General features: G+C 67.1%; 16 protein-coding genes. 13 read left to right on the top strand and 3 right to left on the bottom strand.

The window, feature by feature from the left end; genetic code table 11:
• Positions 1-62: 62 nt before the first annotated feature.
• The 3 genes from CRM90_RS10685 (at position 63) to ligA (ending at position 4,018) form a co-directional block, all read left to right on the top strand.
• Positions 63-578: a hypothetical protein gene (locus tag CRM90_RS10685; RefSeq protein WP_102806992.1), complete on the top strand. Its 516-nt coding sequence runs from the start codon at positions 63-65 to the stop codon at positions 576-578.
• 56 nt (positions 579-634) lie between these two features.
• Entirely contained in the window at positions 635-1,822 is a 1,188-nt protein-coding gene (locus tag CRM90_RS10680) for a phosphatidylserine decarboxylase (protein ID WP_102806991.1), read from the top strand.
• A gap of 129 nt (positions 1,823-1,951) precedes the next feature.
• A complete protein-coding gene (gene ligA / locus CRM90_RS10675) occupies positions 1,952-4,018 on the top strand; it encodes an NAD-dependent DNA ligase LigA (protein WP_102806990.1) in 2,067 nt (688 codons plus the stop codon).
• A 1-nt stretch (position 4,019) separates the two neighbouring features.
• Here ligA and CRM90_RS10670 read toward each other — a convergent pair whose 3' ends face one another.
• Entirely contained in the window at positions 4,020-4,679 is a 660-nt protein-coding gene (locus CRM90_RS10670) for an ACT domain-containing protein (RefSeq protein ID WP_102806943.1), read from the bottom strand.
• A gap of 168 nt (positions 4,680-4,847) precedes the next feature.
• Here CRM90_RS10670 and gatC point away from each other — a divergent pair, with 168 nt between their 5' ends.
• The 4 genes from gatC (at position 4,848) to gatB (ending at position 9,291) form a co-directional block, all read left to right on the top strand.
• Positions 4,848-5,147, top strand: a complete 300-nt coding sequence (gene gatC / locus CRM90_RS10665; protein WP_102806942.1) for an Asp-tRNA(Asn)/Glu-tRNA(Gln) amidotransferase subunit GatC — start codon at positions 4,848-4,850, stop codon at positions 5,145-5,147.
• The gene (gatA, locus tag CRM90_RS10660; protein ID WP_102806941.1) at positions 5,144-6,628 is read left to right on the top strand and encodes an Asp-tRNA(Asn)/Glu-tRNA(Gln) amidotransferase subunit GatA; all 1,485 of its coding nucleotides are present in this window, start codon (positions 5,144-5,146) and stop codon (positions 6,626-6,628) included. The genes gatC and gatA overlap by 4 nt, the downstream gene beginning before the upstream one ends.
• Before the next feature lie 18 nt (positions 6,629-6,646).
• Entirely contained in the window at positions 6,647-7,678 is a 1,032-nt protein-coding gene (locus CRM90_RS10655; protein ID WP_036339260.1) for an ATP-dependent 6-phosphofructokinase, read from the top strand.
• A gap of 101 nt (positions 7,679-7,779) precedes the next feature.
• The gene (gene gatB / locus CRM90_RS10650) at positions 7,780-9,291 is read left to right on the top strand and encodes an Asp-tRNA(Asn)/Glu-tRNA(Gln) amidotransferase subunit GatB (protein WP_102806940.1); all 1,512 of its coding nucleotides are present in this window, start codon (positions 7,780-7,782) and stop codon (positions 9,289-9,291) included.
• On the opposite strand, the gene CRM90_RS10645 is transcribed toward gatB, so the two are convergent.
• Positions 9,292-9,861, bottom strand: a complete 570-nt coding sequence (locus CRM90_RS10645) for an HAD family hydrolase (RefSeq protein WP_233209268.1) — start codon at positions 9,859-9,861, stop codon at positions 9,292-9,294.
• 221 nt (positions 9,862-10,082) lie between these two features.
• Between CRM90_RS10645 and CRM90_RS10640 the strand changes: the two genes are divergently transcribed.
• Positions 10,083-10,733: a response regulator gene (locus CRM90_RS10640; RefSeq protein WP_102806938.1), complete on the top strand. Its 651-nt coding sequence runs from the start codon at positions 10,083-10,085 to the stop codon at positions 10,731-10,733.
• Positions 10,730-11,944, top strand: coding sequence for a GAF domain-containing sensor histidine kinase (locus tag CRM90_RS10635; RefSeq protein ID WP_102806937.1), 1,215 nt, complete (start codon positions 10,730-10,732; stop codon positions 11,942-11,944). The genes CRM90_RS10640 and CRM90_RS10635 overlap by 4 nt, the downstream gene beginning before the upstream one ends.
• Here CRM90_RS10635 and CRM90_RS10630 read toward each other — a convergent pair.
• Positions 11,941-13,002, bottom strand: a complete 1,062-nt coding sequence (locus tag CRM90_RS10630) for an AraC family transcriptional regulator (RefSeq protein WP_102806936.1) — start codon at positions 13,000-13,002, stop codon at positions 11,941-11,943. The genes CRM90_RS10635 and CRM90_RS10630 overlap by 4 nt on opposite strands.
• Positions 13,003-13,202: 200 nt before the next feature.
• Here CRM90_RS10630 and CRM90_RS10625 point away from each other — a divergent pair, with 200 nt between their 5' ends.
• The 4 genes from CRM90_RS10625 to CRM90_RS10610 all read left to right on the top strand — a co-directional run bounded on the left by CRM90_RS10625 (position 13,203) and on the right by CRM90_RS10610 (position 17,279).
• Entirely contained in the window at positions 13,203-13,691 is a 489-nt protein-coding gene (locus CRM90_RS10625) for a DUF1641 domain-containing protein (RefSeq protein ID WP_102806935.1), read from the top strand.
• A gap of 94 nt (positions 13,692-13,785) precedes the next feature.
• On the top strand, positions 13,786-14,757 hold the full coding sequence (locus tag CRM90_RS10620; RefSeq protein ID WP_102806934.1) for an NADH-quinone oxidoreductase subunit B family protein: 972 nt from the start codon (positions 13,786-13,788) through the stop codon (positions 14,755-14,757).
• Between the two features lie 48 nt (positions 14,758-14,805).
• Complete coding sequence (locus tag CRM90_RS10615) at positions 14,806-16,413, top strand: nickel-dependent hydrogenase large subunit (RefSeq protein ID WP_102806933.1); 1,608 nt, start codon at positions 14,806-14,808, stop codon at positions 16,411-16,413.
• A gap of 104 nt (positions 16,414-16,517) precedes the next feature.
• On the top strand, positions 16,518-17,279 hold the full coding sequence (locus CRM90_RS10610) for a hydrogenase maturation protease (RefSeq protein ID WP_102806989.1): 762 nt from the start codon (positions 16,518-16,520) through the stop codon (positions 17,277-17,279).
• Positions 17,280-17,284 lie beyond the last annotated feature (5 nt).

Genomic DNA, 17,284 nt, shown 5'->3' with positions numbered 1-17,284 from the left:
GCGGAACGCACGTGATGCCGCGCCGGTATGGGGCCCTGGCTCTGCCGACCGGAGGAGACAGCATGACCGTCGACACGTTGCCGTCCAGACCGCTGAGCACGGATGTGCCCACCACGCGTTCCAGATCCATCGAATTGACCCGCGCCGGGTGGGGCCTGGCCCTGCTCGTCGCGCCTCGCGCCGTCATGGAAAGTGTGCACCGCATCGAGGTCGATACCAAGAGCGTGGTCGTCGCCCGGATCTTGGGAGCCCGCCACCTGACTCAAGCTCTGCTGTCCGGCTGGCGGCCCAGCCCCGAGGTGCTTGCGATGGGCGTCTGGGTCGACGCGGTTCATGCCCTGACCGCGGTGGGACTTGCCGCCGTCGACCGCAACCGAGCCCGGGCCGGTCTCACCGACGCCGCTGCCGCGACCATCTGGGCCGGCGCGGGCTATCGCGACTTGTCGCAGCGCAGCGCCACGCCGCCGTCACACCAACGAGTCCGGGACCGGCTCGCGCGGATCGTTCTGGGCGTCGTGCCCGGCGGGGCATTCCTCCTGAGCCAAGTCAGGGCGGACCGCAACAGTTCCCGGCGCTGACCGGGCGGTGTCGACTGCGACCCCGTTCCCACCCCCGAGAGTGAGGAGTGAAGTTCATGAAACAGCCCGACGAGATCGTGCGGAGTCTGCAGGCCCTGCTCAATGACGATGCCAGCCTCGCGGAGGTGCTGGAGAAGTCGTTGCGCAGCGCTGCCGAGCGCGCGGCCACCGACCTCGATGCGGACGTCTATGACGTACTCGACTGGCCGCGGGACCTGACCCAGTATTACGACTACCTGTCCAGGTTCGTCCGCTGGATACCGCAGCAGACCGACGCGCCGGCATGGAAAACCTCTGCGCCACAGGACCGTTACGCCAAGGAGGTCAGCGACCGGCTGGCTCACTTCTTCTGGCTGGTCGACCAGAAGGTGGACGCCTCAGAGGCCGCGATCGCGGAGAATTCGCCGAAGTTCCGCGGCTGGCTCACCGAGTTCGCTCGAGAGTGGGGCAGCTTTCTGGACACCACCGAGTCCTTCGATGACGACATTCTGCAGTCGTTTCTGCGCGAGGCGCCCGAATACACGATCGAAGAATCTCTCATCGACGGCCGGCCGAACACGCCCAGCGGCTGGCTGACCTTCAATCAGTTCTTCGCCCGCGAGCTCAACGCGGGTCTGCGTCCCATCAGTGCGCCCGCCGACAACGCGGTGGTGACCTCACCGGCGGACTGCAGCTTCCGACACTGCTACGACATCGACGCCGACTCCAACATCCCGGCCACCGCCATCAAAGGCCGCCACTACGGCAACATCACGCAGTTGATCGATGGCAGTCGCTTTGCCGATGCTTTTGCAGGCGGCACCTTCGTGCACTACATGCTGCCCCCGTCGGCGTACCACCGCTTCCACGTCCCGGTCGCGGGGACAGTCGAGGAGTCGTTCGTGATCTCCGGTCAGGTCTACATGCAAGTCGACCTCGAGGATCATCAGCTCAAGGCGCGCGACAGCGCACACACCGGGTACGAGTTCTTCCAAAACCGGGGGGTCCTCACACTGGACACCTCGACGTCGGGAAACGGCGATCTCGGCGTCGTTGCCGTAGTCCCCGTGGGCATGTCGCATGTGGGTTCGGTGAACGTGACTGCGGCGCAGGGTGGCCAGGTGGCCAAGGGCGACGAATTCGGGTTCTTCGCGTTCGGTGGGTCCGACATCATCGTCCTGTTCCAGAACGGCGTGCACCCCGAGGTCGACACCAGCACGAAAGCCCGGAAGATGGGTTCGGTCATCGCCCGCTGCCGCCCCTAGACGGCCGGCCCCGGTCACCGGCCGCGGCCGCTCGCCGGCAGTGCGTCGGTTGCTCGTGCGTGTGGCGTCAGTGGCCTCCGATAGCCTTCGGGGGTGGCTGCAGAGACGTCCGATCCCGAGGTCGATCCCATCGATCCGGATGTGCGGCGGCGTTGGCAGGAACTTGCCGAAGAGGTGCGCGAGCATCAGTTCCGCTACTACATCAAGGACGCGCCGATCGTCTCCGACGCGGAGTTCGACAGGCTCTTCAACGAGCTCCTCGCACTCGAGGATCGCTTTCCCGAGCTTCGCGTTGCCGACTCGCCGACCCAGCTGGTCGGCGGCGCGGGCTTCGCCACCGACTTCGCCGAGGCCGCCCACCTGGACCGCATGCTGAGCCTCGACGACGTGTTCAACACCGAGGAACTGGCGGCCTGGTCCAGCCGGGTCGAAGCCGAGATCGGCCGGGACCCGCAGTACCTGTGCGAGTTGAAGATCGACGGCGTCGCGATCGCGCTGGTGTACCGCAACGGCCGGCTGGAGCGGGCCGCCACCCGCGGTGACGGCCGGGTCGGCGAGGACGTGACGAATAATGCGCGCACCATCGACGACATCCCCGAAACTCTCACCGCGTCAGCGGATTACCCGGTTCCGGCGCTCCTCGAGGTGCGTGGCGAGGTGTTCTTCATGCTGGCCGATTTCGAGAACCTCAACGCCAGCCTGGTCGAGGAGGGCAAGGCGCCGTTCGCCAACCCGCGCAATAGCGCGGCCGGCTCGCTGCGGCAGAAGAATCCGGCGGTCACCGCCCGCCGGCGGCTGCGGATGATCTGCCACGGCCTCGGCCGCACCGAAGGATTCGCGCCGGACTCCCTGCACGACACCTACTTCGCGTTGAAGGCCTGGGGTCTGCCGGTGTCCGATCACACCACACGGGTGGCGGGGCTGGCCGCCGTCGAGGAGAAGATCGTCTATTGGGGCGAGCGCCGCCATGAGATCGAGCACGAAATCGACGGTGTCGTGGTCAAAGTCGACGACTTCGCTCAGCAGCGCCGCCTCGGCGCCACCTCTCGTGCGCCGCGCTGGGCGTGCGCCTACAAGTATCCGCCGGAGGAAGCGCAGACCAAGCTGCTGGACATTCAGGTCAATGTCGGTCGCACCGGCCGCGTCACCCCCTTCGCGATGATGACGCCGGTGAAGATCGCCGGATCGACGGTCGGCATGGCCACCCTGCACAACGGCTCGGAGGTCAAGCGCAAAGGCGTGCTGATCGGCGACACCGTGATGATCCGCAAAGCCGGTGACGTGATCCCCGAGGTCCTGGGACCCGTCGTCGACCTGCGCGACGGCACCGAGCGCGAATTCGTGATGCCCACCCACTGCCCGGAGTGCGGCACCCCGCTGGCCCCGGCCAAGGAGGGCGATGTCGACATCCGGTGCCCGAACGCCCGATCCTGCCCCGCGCAACTGCGTGAGCGGGTCTTCCACCTGGCCGGCCGCGGTGGGCTGGACATCGAGGGGCTGGGTTACGAGGCGGCCACCGCGCTGCTGGCCGCCAAGGTCATCACCGACGAGGGTGACCTGTTCGATCTCACCAGCGCCGACCTGCTGACCTCGGAATTCTTCACCACCAAGGACGGGACGCTGTCAGCCAACGGCGCCCGCTTCCTGATCAACCTGCAGCAGGCCAAGGACCGGCCGCTGTGGCGGATCCTGGTGGCGTTGTCGATCCGGCACGTCGGGCCGACCGCGGCGCGGGCGCTGGCCGTGGCGTTCGGCAGCTTCGACGCGATCATGGCCGCCACCGAGGAGCAGCTCGCCGACGTCGAAGGTGTCGGCCCGACGATCGCCGCCGCGCTCGTCGAATGGTTCGCCGTCGACTGGCATCGCGCGATCATCGACAAATGGCGCGCCGCCGGGGTGCGGATGGAAGACGTCCGCGACGACTCGATCAGCCCTACGCTGCAAGGACTTTCGATCGTCGTCACCGGCTCGCTGCCGAACTTCTCGCGCGACGAGGCCAAGGAGGCCATCATCAGCCGCGGCGGCAAGGCGGTCGGTTCGGTGTCGAAGAAAACCTCGTATGTGGTGGCGGGCGATTCGCCCGGATCGAAATACGACAAGGCCGTCGAGCTGGGCGTGCCGATCCTCGACGAGGACGGGTTCCGCACGCTGTTGGACGAAGGACCGCCGCCGCCGCCGGCCGACGCCGACGACTGAGTCAGCGAAGAATCGTCGCGACTATCCCGGCCAGATAGCCCAGCCGGGCCACCTCGGAAGGCCGGAACAACGGCCCGCCCGGGCGGCCCAACAACACCGCGGTATTCGGGTCGCCGAGTGGCGCGGCGGCCAGCGTGGTGTCCATGTCCCGCCACACCTGCGGCACCCAATCGGCGGTGCCGTCGAGGGCTTCGGCATGTGCGAGCGGCAGCCACGGCGCGGAGGTCGCCGCGGTCTCCGGCGCGCCGGAACTGCCGACCACGCGTTCCAGGCCCGACTCCGACATCCGGGCCACCGTGCAGAAGCCCACCCGCAGCACCCGCGGCGCCTCGTCGGCGAGAACCTGCAGCTTGGCGGCCCGGTTGCCTGCCGCCGCGATGTGGTCGATCAGCTCCAGCTCGCGATGGGCCTCCAACAGGCCGGTGTGCGGCCGGATGGTGTCGACCCGGACACCCTTGATCTGTTCGGCGGCCGTGATCAGCATGTCGGGCATCGCACCGAGCGGCAGCTCGACGACCAGGTCGTCGATCGCCCAGCCGGGCCCCCGCTCGACCACGTCGAGCGACAGGATGTCGGCGCCGACGGTGCCCAGCGCCACGGCGAGCGAGCCGAGGCTACCGGGCCGGTCGGCCAGCTGGACCCGCAGCAGATACGAAGGCACGCGCACACTGTTTCACAGCCGCCTGGACTCAGCATTCCGGTAGGGGCGGCCGCCTGGCGCCGTAGCTACCGCGGGCAGGGCGAGGACCAGCAGGGGCGCTCAGCGGCAGGCCGACCAGAAGCAGTCCCCACGGCACGCGGATCGCCCTTTCACCTAGGCTTGACCACCGTGTCCCAGATCTCCCGCGACGATGTCGCCCGGCTCGCCAAGCTGGCCCGGCTGGCCCTGACCGACCATGAACTAGAGAGCTTCGCCGGCCAGCTCGACGCCATCCTGGAGCACGTCAGCCAGATTCAGGCCGTCGACACCGCAGACGTGAAGCCGACCGACAATCCCCTGAAAGACGTCAACGTCACCAGGCCCGACGTGGTTCAGCAGTGCCTGACCCAGTCCGAAGCGCTCGCCGAGGCGCCGGCCGCAGAGGAGGGCCGCTTCGCGGTCCCGCAGATTTTGGGGGAGCCCCAGTGAGTGACTTGATCCGGCTCGACGCCGCCACCCTGGGCGAGAAGATCGCGGCCAAAGAGGTGTCCTCGGTCGAGGTGACCCAGGCCTGCCTGGACCAGATCGCCGCCACCGACGAGCGCTATCACGCCTTCTTGCACGTCGCCGCCGACGAGGCACTGGCCAGTGCTGCCCGCGTTGACGCCGCCGTCGCCGCCGGGGAGACGCTGCCGTCGCCGCTGGCCGGTGTGCCGCTCGCGCTCAAGGACGTCTTCACCACCGTCGACATGCCGACGACGTGCGGCTCGAAGATCCTCGAAGGCTGGACCTCGCCGTACGACGCGACGGTGACGGCCCGGCTGCGCGCCGCGGGCACCCCGATTCTCGGCAAGACGAACATGGACGAGTTCGCGATGGGCAGTTCCACCGAGAACTCGGCCTACGGCCCGACCCGCAATCCGTGGGACGTCGACCGGACGCCGGGCGGTTCGGGCGGTGGCAGCGCTGCCGCGCTGGCCGCCTTCCAGGCGCCGCTGGCGATCGGCTCCGACACCGGCGGCTCGATCCGCCAGCCGGCGGCGCTGACCGCGACCGTCGGGGTCAAGCCCACCTACGGAACGGTGTCGCGTTACGGACTGGTGGCGTGCGCGTCGTCGCTCGACCAGGGCGGGCCGTGTGCGCGCACCGTGCTCGACACCGCGTTGTTGCATTCGGTGATCGCCGGGCACGACCCGCGCGACTCCACCTCCGTCGACGCGCAGGTCCCCGATGTGGTGGCGGCCGCCAAGGCCGGTGCCACCGGCGACCTGTCGGGTGTGCGGATCGGTGTGGTCAAGCAGCTGCGCAGCGGTGAGGGGTACCAGCCGGGCGTGCTGGATTCGTTCAACGCCGCCGTCGAGCAGCTCGAAGCGCTGGGTGCCCAGGTCAGCGAGGTGGACTGCCCGCACCTGGACTACTCGCTGTCCGCCTACTACCTGATCCTGCCCTCGGAGGTGTCGAGCAACCTCGCCCGCTTCGACGCCATGCGCTACGGGTTGCGGGTCGGCGACGACGGCACTCACAGCGCAGAAGAGGTGATGGCACTGACGCGCGCGGCCGGATTCGGCCCAGAAGTCAAGCGCCGCATCATCATTGGCACATACGCGCTGTCAGCGGGCTATTACGACGCCTACTACAACCAGGCGCAGAAGGTTCGCACCCTGATCGCCGGTGACCTCGACGCCGCCTACGAGCAGGTGGACGTGCTGGTGTCCCCGGCCACCCCGACCACCGCCTTCCGGCTGGGGGAGAAGGTCGACGACCCTCTGGCGATGTATCTGTTCGACCTGTGCACGCTGCCGTTGAACCTGGCCGGGCATTGCGGAATGTCGGTGCCGTCGGGGCTGTCGACCGACGACAATCTGCCGGTCGGCCTGCAGATCATGGCGCCGGCGCTGGCCGACGACCGGCTGTACCGCATAGGTGCGGCCTATGAGTCCGCCCGCGGTTCGCTGCCAACAGCGATCTGACGGGGCAGGATAGGTCCCATGCGTATCGGAGTGCTGACCGGTGGGGGTGACTGTCCGGGCCTGAATGCGGTGATCCGGGCTGTGGTGCGGACCTGCGACGCCCGCTACGGGTCTTCGGTGGTCGGGTTTCTGGACGGCTGGCGGGGCCTGCTCGAGGACCGCCGGATCCAGCTGCACAACGACGACCGCAACAACCGGTTGCTGGCCAAGGGCGGCACCATGCTGGGCACCGCCCGCACCAATCCCGACAAGCTGCGCGCCGGTCTGGACGACATCAAGCAGACGTTGGAGGACAACGGGATCGACGTGTTGATCCCGATCGGCGGCGAAGGAACCCTGACCGCCGCGCACTGGCTGTCCGAGGAGGGTGTGCCCGTCGTCGGTGTGCCCAAGACCATCGACAACGACATCGACTGCACCGACGTCACATTCGGCCACGACACCGCGCTGCAGATCGCCACCGAGGCGATCGACCGGCTGCACAGCACCGCGGAGTCGCATCAGCGGGTGATGCTGGTCGAGGTGATGGGCCGGCACGCGGGCTGGATCGCGCTGAACGCCGGGCTGTCCTCGGGTGCGCACATGACCCTGATCCCCGAGCAGCCCTTCGACGTCGAAGAGGTGTGCCGGCTGGTCAAGAAACGCTTCCAGCGCGGGGAGTCCAGCTTCATCATCGTGGTGGCCGAAGGGGCCAAGCCGGCCGAGGGGTCGATGCAGCTGCGCCAGGGCGGCACCGACGAATTCGGGCATGAACGCTTCACCGGGGTGGCTCAGCAACTGGCCATGGAGGTGGAGAAGCGGATCAAGAAGGAAGTCCGGGTCACCGTGCTCGGGCACGTGCAGCGCGGCGGCACCCCGACGGCCTATGACCGGGTGCTGGCCACCCGATTCGGCGTCAACGCCGCCGACGCAGCGCATGCCGGTGAGTACGGGATGATGGTGTCGCTGCGCGGGCAGGACATCGGCCGGGTGCCGTTGGCGGACGCGGTGCGCCAACTCAAGCTGGTGCCGCAGAGCCGCTACGACGACGCGGCCGCCTTCTTCGGCTGAGCGCTCCATCCGCGAGCAGACAGAAACTCGGCCTTTTTCGGCTTCCGAAGCCCGAGTTTGTGTCTGCTCGGCGGGGAAAAGCGACCCACTAAGATCGACTCATGACTGCTGCTGCGCAGGCTGACCTGCTCGACTACGACGACGTCATCGCCCGCTTCGACCCGGTGCTCGGGCTCGAGGTGCACGTCGAGCTGTCGACCGCCACCAAGATGTTCTGCCCCTGCGCGACGACCTTCGGCGCCGAGCCCAACACCCAGGTGTGCCCGGTCTGCCTCGGCATGCCCGGGGCGTTGCCGGTGCTCAACGAGGCGGCCGTCGAATCGGCCATCCGGATCGGCCTCGCGCTGAACTGCTCGATTGCCCCCTGGTCGCGCTTCGCGCGGAAGAACTACTTCTATCCCGACCAGCCGAAGAACTATCAGATCTCGCAGTACGACGAGCCGATCGCCTTCGACGGTTACCTCGACGTCCCGCTCGACGACGGCAGCACCTTCCGCGTCGCCATCGAGCGGGCGCACATGGAAGAGGACACCGGCAAGCTCACCCACGTCGGCGGCGACACCGGCCGCATCCACGGTGCCACCACCTCGCTGCTGGACGTCAACCGCGCCGGGGTTCCGTTGATCGAGATCGTCACCAAGCCGATCGAGGGCACCGGCGAGCGGGCACCCGAGGTGGCTCGCGCCTACGTGACGGCGTTGCGGGACCTGCTGCGTGGGCTGGGTGTCTCCGATGTGCGGATGGATCAGGGCTCGCTGCGCTGCGACGCCAACGTGTCGCTGCGCCCGATCGGACAGCAGGAGTTCGGCACCCGCACCGAGACCAAGAACGTCAACTCCCTCAAGAGCGTCGAGGTGGCGGTCCGCTACGAGATGCGTCGCCAGGCAGCGATTCTCGTCGAGGGCGGCAAGATCCATCAGGAGACCCGGCACTTCGACGAGGGCGGCTTCACCTCACCGGGCCGCGACAAGGAGACCGCCGAGGACTACCGGTACTTCCCGGAGCCCGATCTGGAGCCGGTGGCCCCGAGCGAGGAACTGGTGGCTCGGCTGCGTGCCACGATCCCGGAGCTTCCGTGGTTGTCGCGCAAGCGAATTCAGGACGACTGGGGCATTTCCGACGAGGTGATGCGCGACCTGGTGAACGCGGGCGCGATCGAGCTGGTCGCCGCGACGGTCGAGGCGGGCGCCGGCAGTGAGCAGGCCCGGGCCTGGTGGGGAAACTTCTTGGTGCAGAAAGCCAACGAATCCGGCGTTGAGCTGGCAGCACTGCCGATCACGCCGGCTCAGGTGGCGAAGGTTGTCGCGCTGGTCGACGAGGGCAAGCTGTCGAACAAGCTGGCACGCCAGGTCATCGAAGGTGTGCTCGCGGGTGAGGGTGAGCCCGAGCAGGTGATGACCGACCGGGGTTTGGCGCTGGTCCGCGACGACTCGCTGATTCAGACCGCTATCAATGAAGCGCTGGCCGCCAATCCCGATATCGCCGAGAAGATCCGCGGCGGCAAGGTGCAGGCGGCGGGTGCGATCGTCGGCGCGGTGATGAAAGCCACCAAGGGGCAGGCCGACGCGGCGCGAGTACGCGAATTGGTCATGGCCGCGTGCGGCCAGAGCTAGCTAGGCGCTGAGTCGGCTGCGGTTGATCCACCACTGCTCGTGCAGTCGCCGACATCGGCCGGCTGACAGCGGTTCGTCACCGTCGTAGCGGTCCAGGACGGCGGCCGCGCCGGCGAAGTCCCGGTTGCGGATGCCCAGGGTGGTGACGACGATCGTCGCGAGACCCGCCGAACGCGCGGTGTGGAACCCGGCGGGGGAATGCTCGACGGCCATCGCGGACTCGGGACCGACCCCGAGTTCGCACAGCGCCCGGTGATACACCTCGGGGTCGGGCTTGGGTCGGATGACGTCGTCGCCGGTGATCAGCACCTCGACCACACCGTCGCCGATGAGTTCGCGGATCAGTGGTTCGACCCAGTCGCGGGGACCTGCCGACGTGACTCCGACCCGGATATCGCCGCAGTGCAGGCTCCAGATCAGCTCACGGAACATGTGCGCGTCGCGTTCGGTGGCCGCCAGCGGCGCGTCGAAGTCGAAAATGACCGCTTCGAGTTCGGGGGCGTCGTCATGCGCGCACCGCGCCCGATCCCACCAGAAGGATCGATTCCGGCTGATCGTGTCCAAAAGCATCGTGGCCACGGGGAAAGTATGGTCCGGTCGATATGCCGCGAGCATCCCCCGACCGGGGGAGTACAGGGTGGAGGTCTCACCCGCGTCCCCGGCGGCACACTCCCCGACCGCCGAGGATTTTCCGCTGTAATCTGCTGTGGCCGTGGTCTTTCCGCATATTTGACAGGTGTCGAGCCGGATTGTCGTCCGATAAGAGCGGTTGCCCCACTACGGTGTTGTCCATGACGGTGCGGGTGGTGCTGGTCGATGACCACGAGATGGTCATCGAGGGCCTCAAGGCGATGCTCGCGCCGTTCGCCGAACGCGTCGAGGTGGTGGGCGAGGCGGTGGGCGCGGAAAAGGCCATGGCCGTCATCGCCGACCTGAAGCCCGACATCGTCCTGTGTGACGTACGGATGCAGGGCGCCAGCGGCCTCGATCTGTGCCGGGAGATCCGGGAGCGCGACCCCGGCCGCAAAGTCATCCTGCTCTCGGTGTACGACGACGAGCAGTACCTCTTCCAGGCGATGCGGGTCGGGGCGTCGGGCTATCTGCTCAAGGGCATCAGCAGCGACGAGTTGGTGCGCCAGCTGGAAGGTGTGCACGGAGGCTCCACGGCGATCGACGCCGGGCTGGCCGCGCGGGCGGCGGAGACCGCGGCGCGGCTGCAGAGTGACCAGTTCTGGCCGGGTGCCCGGCACGGGCTCACTCAGCGGGAGAGCGAGATCCTGTCGCTGGTGGTGACCGGGTTGTCGAACCGTGGCATCGCCGCCAAGCTGGTGATCGGCGAAGAGACCGTCAAGACCCACCTCAGTTCCATCTATCGCAAGCTGAAGGTCAGTGACCGCACCAGTGCCGCGGCGACCGCGTTGCGGGAAGGCATCTTCCGATGAGCCCGGCCAAGGGTGTCAGCCCGCACGCCGTGCACGGGCTGGTCGACGCGGACCGGGAAGTCGCTCTGCTGCTCGACATCATCGCCGCGACGTCGAGCGGGCCCGAGGTGGAACCGATGGCGGCGGCGGTCGCCCGAATGATCACCGCGGCAACGGCATCCGATGTCTGCTTCGTCCACGTTCTCGACGACACCGATCAATCGCTGACGCTGGCGGGCGCCACACCGCCGTTCGACGAGCAGGTCGGCCGCATCCGGATGCCGCTGGGGTCGGGCGTCTCGGGGTGGGTAGCCAGCCACCGGGAACCAGTGGTGATCGTCAGCGACAAGGAAGCCGACCCGAGATACGTGCCGATCGCGGCGTTGCGCGGCAAGGACTTTGCCTCGATGGCGTCGGTACCGATGGAGACCGAGCCCGGCGGGCTGGTGGGTGTACTCAACGTGCACACCATCGAGCGACGCGACTTCACCCCGCGCGACATCGAGCTGCTGCTCGTCATCGGCCGGCTGATCGCCGGCGCGCTGCACCAGGCGCGGCTGCACCGGCAGCTGTCGGCACGTGAACGCGCGCACGAGAATTTCGCCGAACAGGTGATCGCCGCTCAGGAGAGCGAACGCCGCAGGCTGGCCGGTGACATTCACGACGGCATCTCGCAGCGTCTGGTCGGGCTGACCTACCGGCTGGATGCGGCGGCCCGGGCCGTTGACGACCTGGATCAGCCTTCGGCCGCCGAGCAGCTGGAAAAGGCAAGGGATCTGGTCGATCTCACGCTGGCCGAGGCGCGTTCGGCGATCAGCGGCCTGCGGCCGCCGGTGCTCGACGATTTGGGCCTGGCCGGTGGACTGGCCAGTCTCGCCACCTCCATCCCCGAGGTGGACCTGGAGCTCAACCTGGTCGACCAGCGGCTACCCGAGCACATCGAAGTGGCGCTATATCGTATTGCGCAAGAAGGACTTCAGAACGTCGTCAAGCATTCTCGCGCGATGGTCGCCACCGTCCGGTTCGCGGTCACCGACGGACAGGCCCTGCTGGAGGTGGCCGACAACGGGGTGGGCTTCGAGTCGTCTCCGGGGACGCATTCGGGCGGTTACGGCATGTTGTCGATGGCCGAGCGCGCCGAACTGGTCGGCGGAACACTGACGGTCAGATCGCGGCCCGGGGCGGGAACCACAGTCACGGTGGCGATACCGCTGGAGACTGACGGCGGCTAGCGCCGCAGAGTCTCCGAAGGTGCTTCGCCCCAACGCTTCCGGTACTCGACGCCGAAGCTTCCGAGGTGGTGGAAACCCCACCTCTCGGCCACCTGTGTCACGGTCACACCGTCCGCGGGGATGGCGTCAGTGAGTTCCTCGTGGACGCGCTCCAACCGGCGCTCGCGGAGGTAGGTCATCGGTGTCATGCCCAGTTCCTCGCGGAACCCCTGCTGGATCGAGCGCACGCTCATGTGCACGGCCCGGGCGACGGCATCCATCGTAATGCGTTCGGCGAGGTGATCATCGATGTAATTCATCGCGTTCTGGACGACCGCGCCGCGTTGGTCGGGCTGGGCGGGTGCGAGGAATTCGTCGTGATAGTTCGAGGGCTGCAGGTGCAGAAGGCTGCTCATCACGAATTCCTCGATGGCTCCGATTCCGCGACCGCGCTGCACCAGCGATCCCTCGTGGAAGACCTCGGTGTGGATGAGTTGTACTGCGGCATGCCAGCGCATCGCCGCTTCGGTGGCCATGTCGAACTCCGGGTCGAACACCAGCGGGTGGCTCAGGCTGCGGCCCAGCAGCCGGGTCAGGTGGGCGGCCATGGAGCGCTCCTCCACCCGAATGATCAGCTGCGGTGAGTCGTGGCCGAACGCGATCTGCAGCGACGCCCCTGGACTGGTCACCGCGGAGCGGATCGTGTTGGCCTCGAACGTGTGACCGCGGTGCTCGACGATCGCGTGGCCGTTCATCGGCATGTGCACCCCGTAAAACGGTCCCAGCAGCGGGATGTCGATGGTCGCGGCGACGTGCACGTCGAGGTAGAGCATGCTGACGTTGCGCAGCCGGACGCCGTGCATGGTGGCCGCGAAACCGGCCACCTGGTCGGCCTCGACCATCAGATTCAGTGGGCCAAGGGTTTTGGCGATCAGTCGTGACGCCTCGCCGACGTCTTCGGTGTAGAAGATCTCGTGCAGCGCCAGTGCCGGCGGCACGCCGCGCGACCGCACCTTGCGGCGGACCGGGTTGCTGGTGCGGCGGACGTCGATGTAGCCCAGTCGGGTCAACCGTGACATCAGCGTAGCTGCGCAAACCAGTCGTCGGCGAGTAGGTTATTCGTGCCGCTCACACAAGCCTCCGAAAGATCGAGCGCGCTTCAGCGCGCACAACTCTTCGCAATCCTGACAGCTGCTGCGCGAAAGCGATAGGCAGGGGTCGTGACATAAGTCTACTTTTGTGGCTTGAAGCACATTCGCCAGCGACCCGGGAGAAGCGCATGACGGCCAACGGGCAGACAGTGGCCACGTCGCCGGGCGATCAAATCCGCGAGCGCCTTGACGATCCCGCGGTTGCCGAAGCGCTCAACACACTGCTCGATCACGCCGAACTGCTGGCGGTACTGGTCTCCGGCCTAGACGGCTTCATCCGCCGCGGCGACACCATCAGCAACTCGCTGTCCTCGGCCCTCACCGAACTGAAGGGCGCCCCCTTGGGCAGCGCAGTCCCCGGGGCCGCGGCGCTGAAGGGTGTCGACATCCAAGCGCTGGCGGCGAGTCTGGCTGCGCTGTCCGCCACCCTCGTCGCGGCGACGCCGGTGCTCAGCGCTCTCGGCGAGGCCGTGGTGGATGCCAAGGCCGCCGCCACCGTCGCGCCCCCGAAAGGGCTGTTCGGCTTGTGGAAGGTGACCAAGGACCCTGACGTCGGCCGGGGAATGAATTTCATGATCCAGGTGGCCCGCTCATTCGGTCGCCGAGTGGGCCGGTAGTGACCATCTTGTCCACCCATCCGCCCGCCTTCCATTCAGCACACCTACGCCCGATCTCGGTCTCGCCCAGGGGCGTCATCTGAAAGGAGTTCGCATGGCTTCCGTTCTGTGGTTTCAGGGAGGGGCATGTAGTGGCAACACCATGTCGTTTCTCAACGCCGAGGAACCCAACGTCGTCGACCTCATCGTCGACTTCGGTTTGGACCTGATCTGGCATCCTTCGCTTGGCCTCGAGCTCGGCAACAACGCCCAGAAATTATTCTGGGACTGCGCCAAAGGTGAACGGCCCCTTGACATCTTCGTGTTCGAGGGCACGGTCATCGAGGCGCCCGACGGCAGCGGCCGGATGGACATGTTCGCCGACCGCCCGATGAAGGACTGGGTGACCGATCTGGCCGGCGCCGCGCAGATCGTCGTCGCCATCGGCGACTGCGCCTGCTGGGGCGGCATCCCGGCGATGGAGCCCAACCCGTCGGCGTCGACCGGATTGCAGTTCCACAAGCGTGACAAGGGCGGGTTCCTCGGACCGGACTTCCGCTCCAAGATGGGCCTGCCGGTCATCAACATCCCCGGCTGCCCTGCCCACCCGGACTGGATCACCCAGATCATCGTGGCGCTGGCCACCGGCCGCGCCGGCGACATCGCACTGGACGAGCTGCACCGGCCCGAGACGTTCTTCAAGACGTTCACCCAAACCGGTTGCACCCGTGTGCAGTTCTTCGAGTACAAGCAGTCGACGATGTCCTTCGGTGAAGGGACCCGCACCGGCTGCCTGTTCTACGAGTTCGGCTGCCGGGGTCCGATGACGCACTCCCCGTGTAATCGCATCCTGTGGAACCGGCAGTCGTCGAAGACCCGGGCCGGCATGCCGTGCCTGGGCTGCACCGAGCCGGAGTTCCCGCACTTCGACCTGGCGCCGGGAACACTGTTCAAGACCCAGAAGGTCGGTGGGGTGATCCCCAAGGAAGTGCCGGAAGGATCCGACCACCTCACCTACATGGCCCACGCCGCGGCGGCTCGGATCGCTGCGCCGCAGTGGTCCAAAGAAGACATGTTCGTGGTCTAGCCGAATCCGCCAGCACAGCCTCAGCCCAATTCCTATGGAGGACTTCACATGACCGCGCTCGACTTGTTCGTCAGCCCACTGGGCCGCGTCGAAGGTGACCTCGACGTCCGGGTCACGATCGACGACGGTGTCGTCACCTCGGCATGGACGGAGGCCGCGATGTTCCGCGGCTTCGAGATCATCCTGCGGGGCAAGGACCCGCAGTCCGGTCTCGTCGTGTGCCCCCGCATCTGCGGGATCTGCGGCGGCAGCCATCTGTACAAGTCGGCCTACGCCCTGGACACCGCCTGGCGCACTCACATGCCGGCGAACGCGACGCTGATCCGCAACATCGCCCAGGCATGCGAAACGCTGCAGTCGATTCCCCGCTACTTCTATGCGCTGTTCGCCATCGACCTGACCAACAAGAACTACGCCAAGTCCAAGATGTATGACGAGGCGGTTCGCCGCTTCGCGCCCTACGTCGGCACCAGTTACCAACCGGGAGTGGTGCTTTCGAACAAGCCGGTCGAGGTGTATGCGATCTTCGGCGGGCAGTGGCCGCATTCGAGCTTCATGGTGCCCGGCGGCGTCATGTGTGCGCCCACGCTGTCGGACGTGACGCGCTCGATCGCGATCCTGGAGCACTGGAAGGACAACTGGCTCGAAGGCCAGTGGCTGGGCTGCAGCATCGACCGCTGGCTGGAGAACAAGACCTGGGACGACGTTCTGGCGTGGGTCGACGAGAACGAGTCCCAGTACAACAGCGACTGCGGCTTTTTCATCCGCTACGCCCTCGACATCGGCCTGGACAAGTACGGTCAGGGCGTAGGCAACTACATCGCCACCGGTACCTACTTCGACCCGACGCTGTACGAGAACCCCACCATCGACGGTCGCAACGCCGCGCTGATCGGTCGTGGCGGCATCTACGCCAAAGGCCAGTGGTACGAGTTCGATCAGGCCAACGTTCGCGAGGACGTCGCCCACTCGTTCTACGAGGGCAGCACGCCGCTGCACCCGTTCGACGGCGAGACCATCCCGGTGGACCCCGAAGAGGGCAGGAAGCAGGGCAAGTACAGCTGGGCCAAGTCGCCGCGCTATGCCGTCGGAGACCTGGGCACGATTCCGCTCGAGGCTGGTCCGCTGGCCCGGCGGATGGCCGCGGGTGGTCCTAATGCATTGCCGCATCAGGACAACGACCCGCTGTTCGTCGACATGGTTGGCAAGATCGGGCCGAGCGTGATGGTGCGACAGCTGGCGCGGATGCACGAGGCGCCGAAGTACTACAAGTGGGTGAGGTCCTGGCTCGACCAGCTCGACCTCAAGGAGAGCTTCTACAGCAAGCCCACCGAGTACGCCGAAGGCAAAGGCTTCGGTTCCACCGAGGCCGCGCGTGGCTCGCTGAGCGACTGGATTGTCATCGAGGACAGCAAGATCAAGAACTACCAGGTCGTCACCCCGACGGCGTGGAACATCGGGCCGCGCGACGGATCCGACGTCCTGGGCCCGATGGAGAAGGCTTTGGTCGGCTCGCCGATCGTGGATGCCGAGGACCCGGTCGAGCTTGGTCACGTGGCTCGCAGCTTCGACTCCTGCCTGGTGTGCACCGTGCACGCCTACGACGGCAAGACAGGCAAGGAGCTCTCGAAGTTCGTCATCAACGGAATGGTGTGATCCCGGCGGTCGAGCCTGGGGCACACGACTCCCACAGCAACCCAGGCGGTTCCGATATCAGCAACCCCTCGCTCGATATCGGGCCGCCTGGGTGTGCGGTTCTGGTGGTGGGCTGCGGCAACCTGCTGCGCGGTGACGATGGTGTCGGACCGGTTCTGGTCCGGCACCTCTGGGAGCGGGGCGTGCCGGCCGGCGCTCGTCTGGTCGACGGCGGCACCGCGGGCATGGACGTCGCGTTCCAGATGCGCGGCGCCGAGCGCGTCGTCATCGTCGATGCCTCGGCTACGGGTGCGACGCCGGGGACCATCTACCGCGTCCCCGGCGAGGAGCTGGCCGACCTGCCGCCCCTGCAGGGCTTGCACACCCACTCGTTCCGGTGGGATCACGCGATCGCGTTCGCGCACTGGGCGCTGGCCGATGCCTGCCCCAGCGATATCACGGTGTTCCTGATCGAGGCGGGCGGCGTCGAGCTGGGCGCCGACCTCTCCGAGCCGGTGCAGGCGGCGATGGAACAGGTGATCGATGTTCTCGAGCGGGACTTTTTGGGGCCGCTGCGACCTCCGCTCGGCGACGACATCTCGGTACAGTTCACCGACGACGGATATCTGCGCCTCGATGCGGCATTGGCGGCCAACCGATTCCCCTCGGATGCCGTCGCGGCGATGGTGCGCGGCGACGACCTCTGGTTGTTCCCGCTGCGTGGGCCTCGCAGCGGGGGGCTGTTGCTCAAACAGCGCAACCCCGCGGGCGATCGGTCCCTGCTGATCCGTGAGGTGCTCGCGGACCGTCTCGTTACCGGTGTTCACCAGGCATTCTGGGACGATGCCCAACAAGCGTTGCGGATTCCGCTGGAGCCGGTGCGGTGATCGTG

This window comes from Mycobacterium sp. ENV421 (genome assembly GCF_002887815.1).
GTDB lineage: Bacteria > Actinomycetota > Actinomycetes > Mycobacteriales > Mycobacteriaceae > Mycobacterium.
Note: the sequence above shows the minus strand (reverse complement) of the source record. Positions and strands in the feature narration are given on the sequence as shown.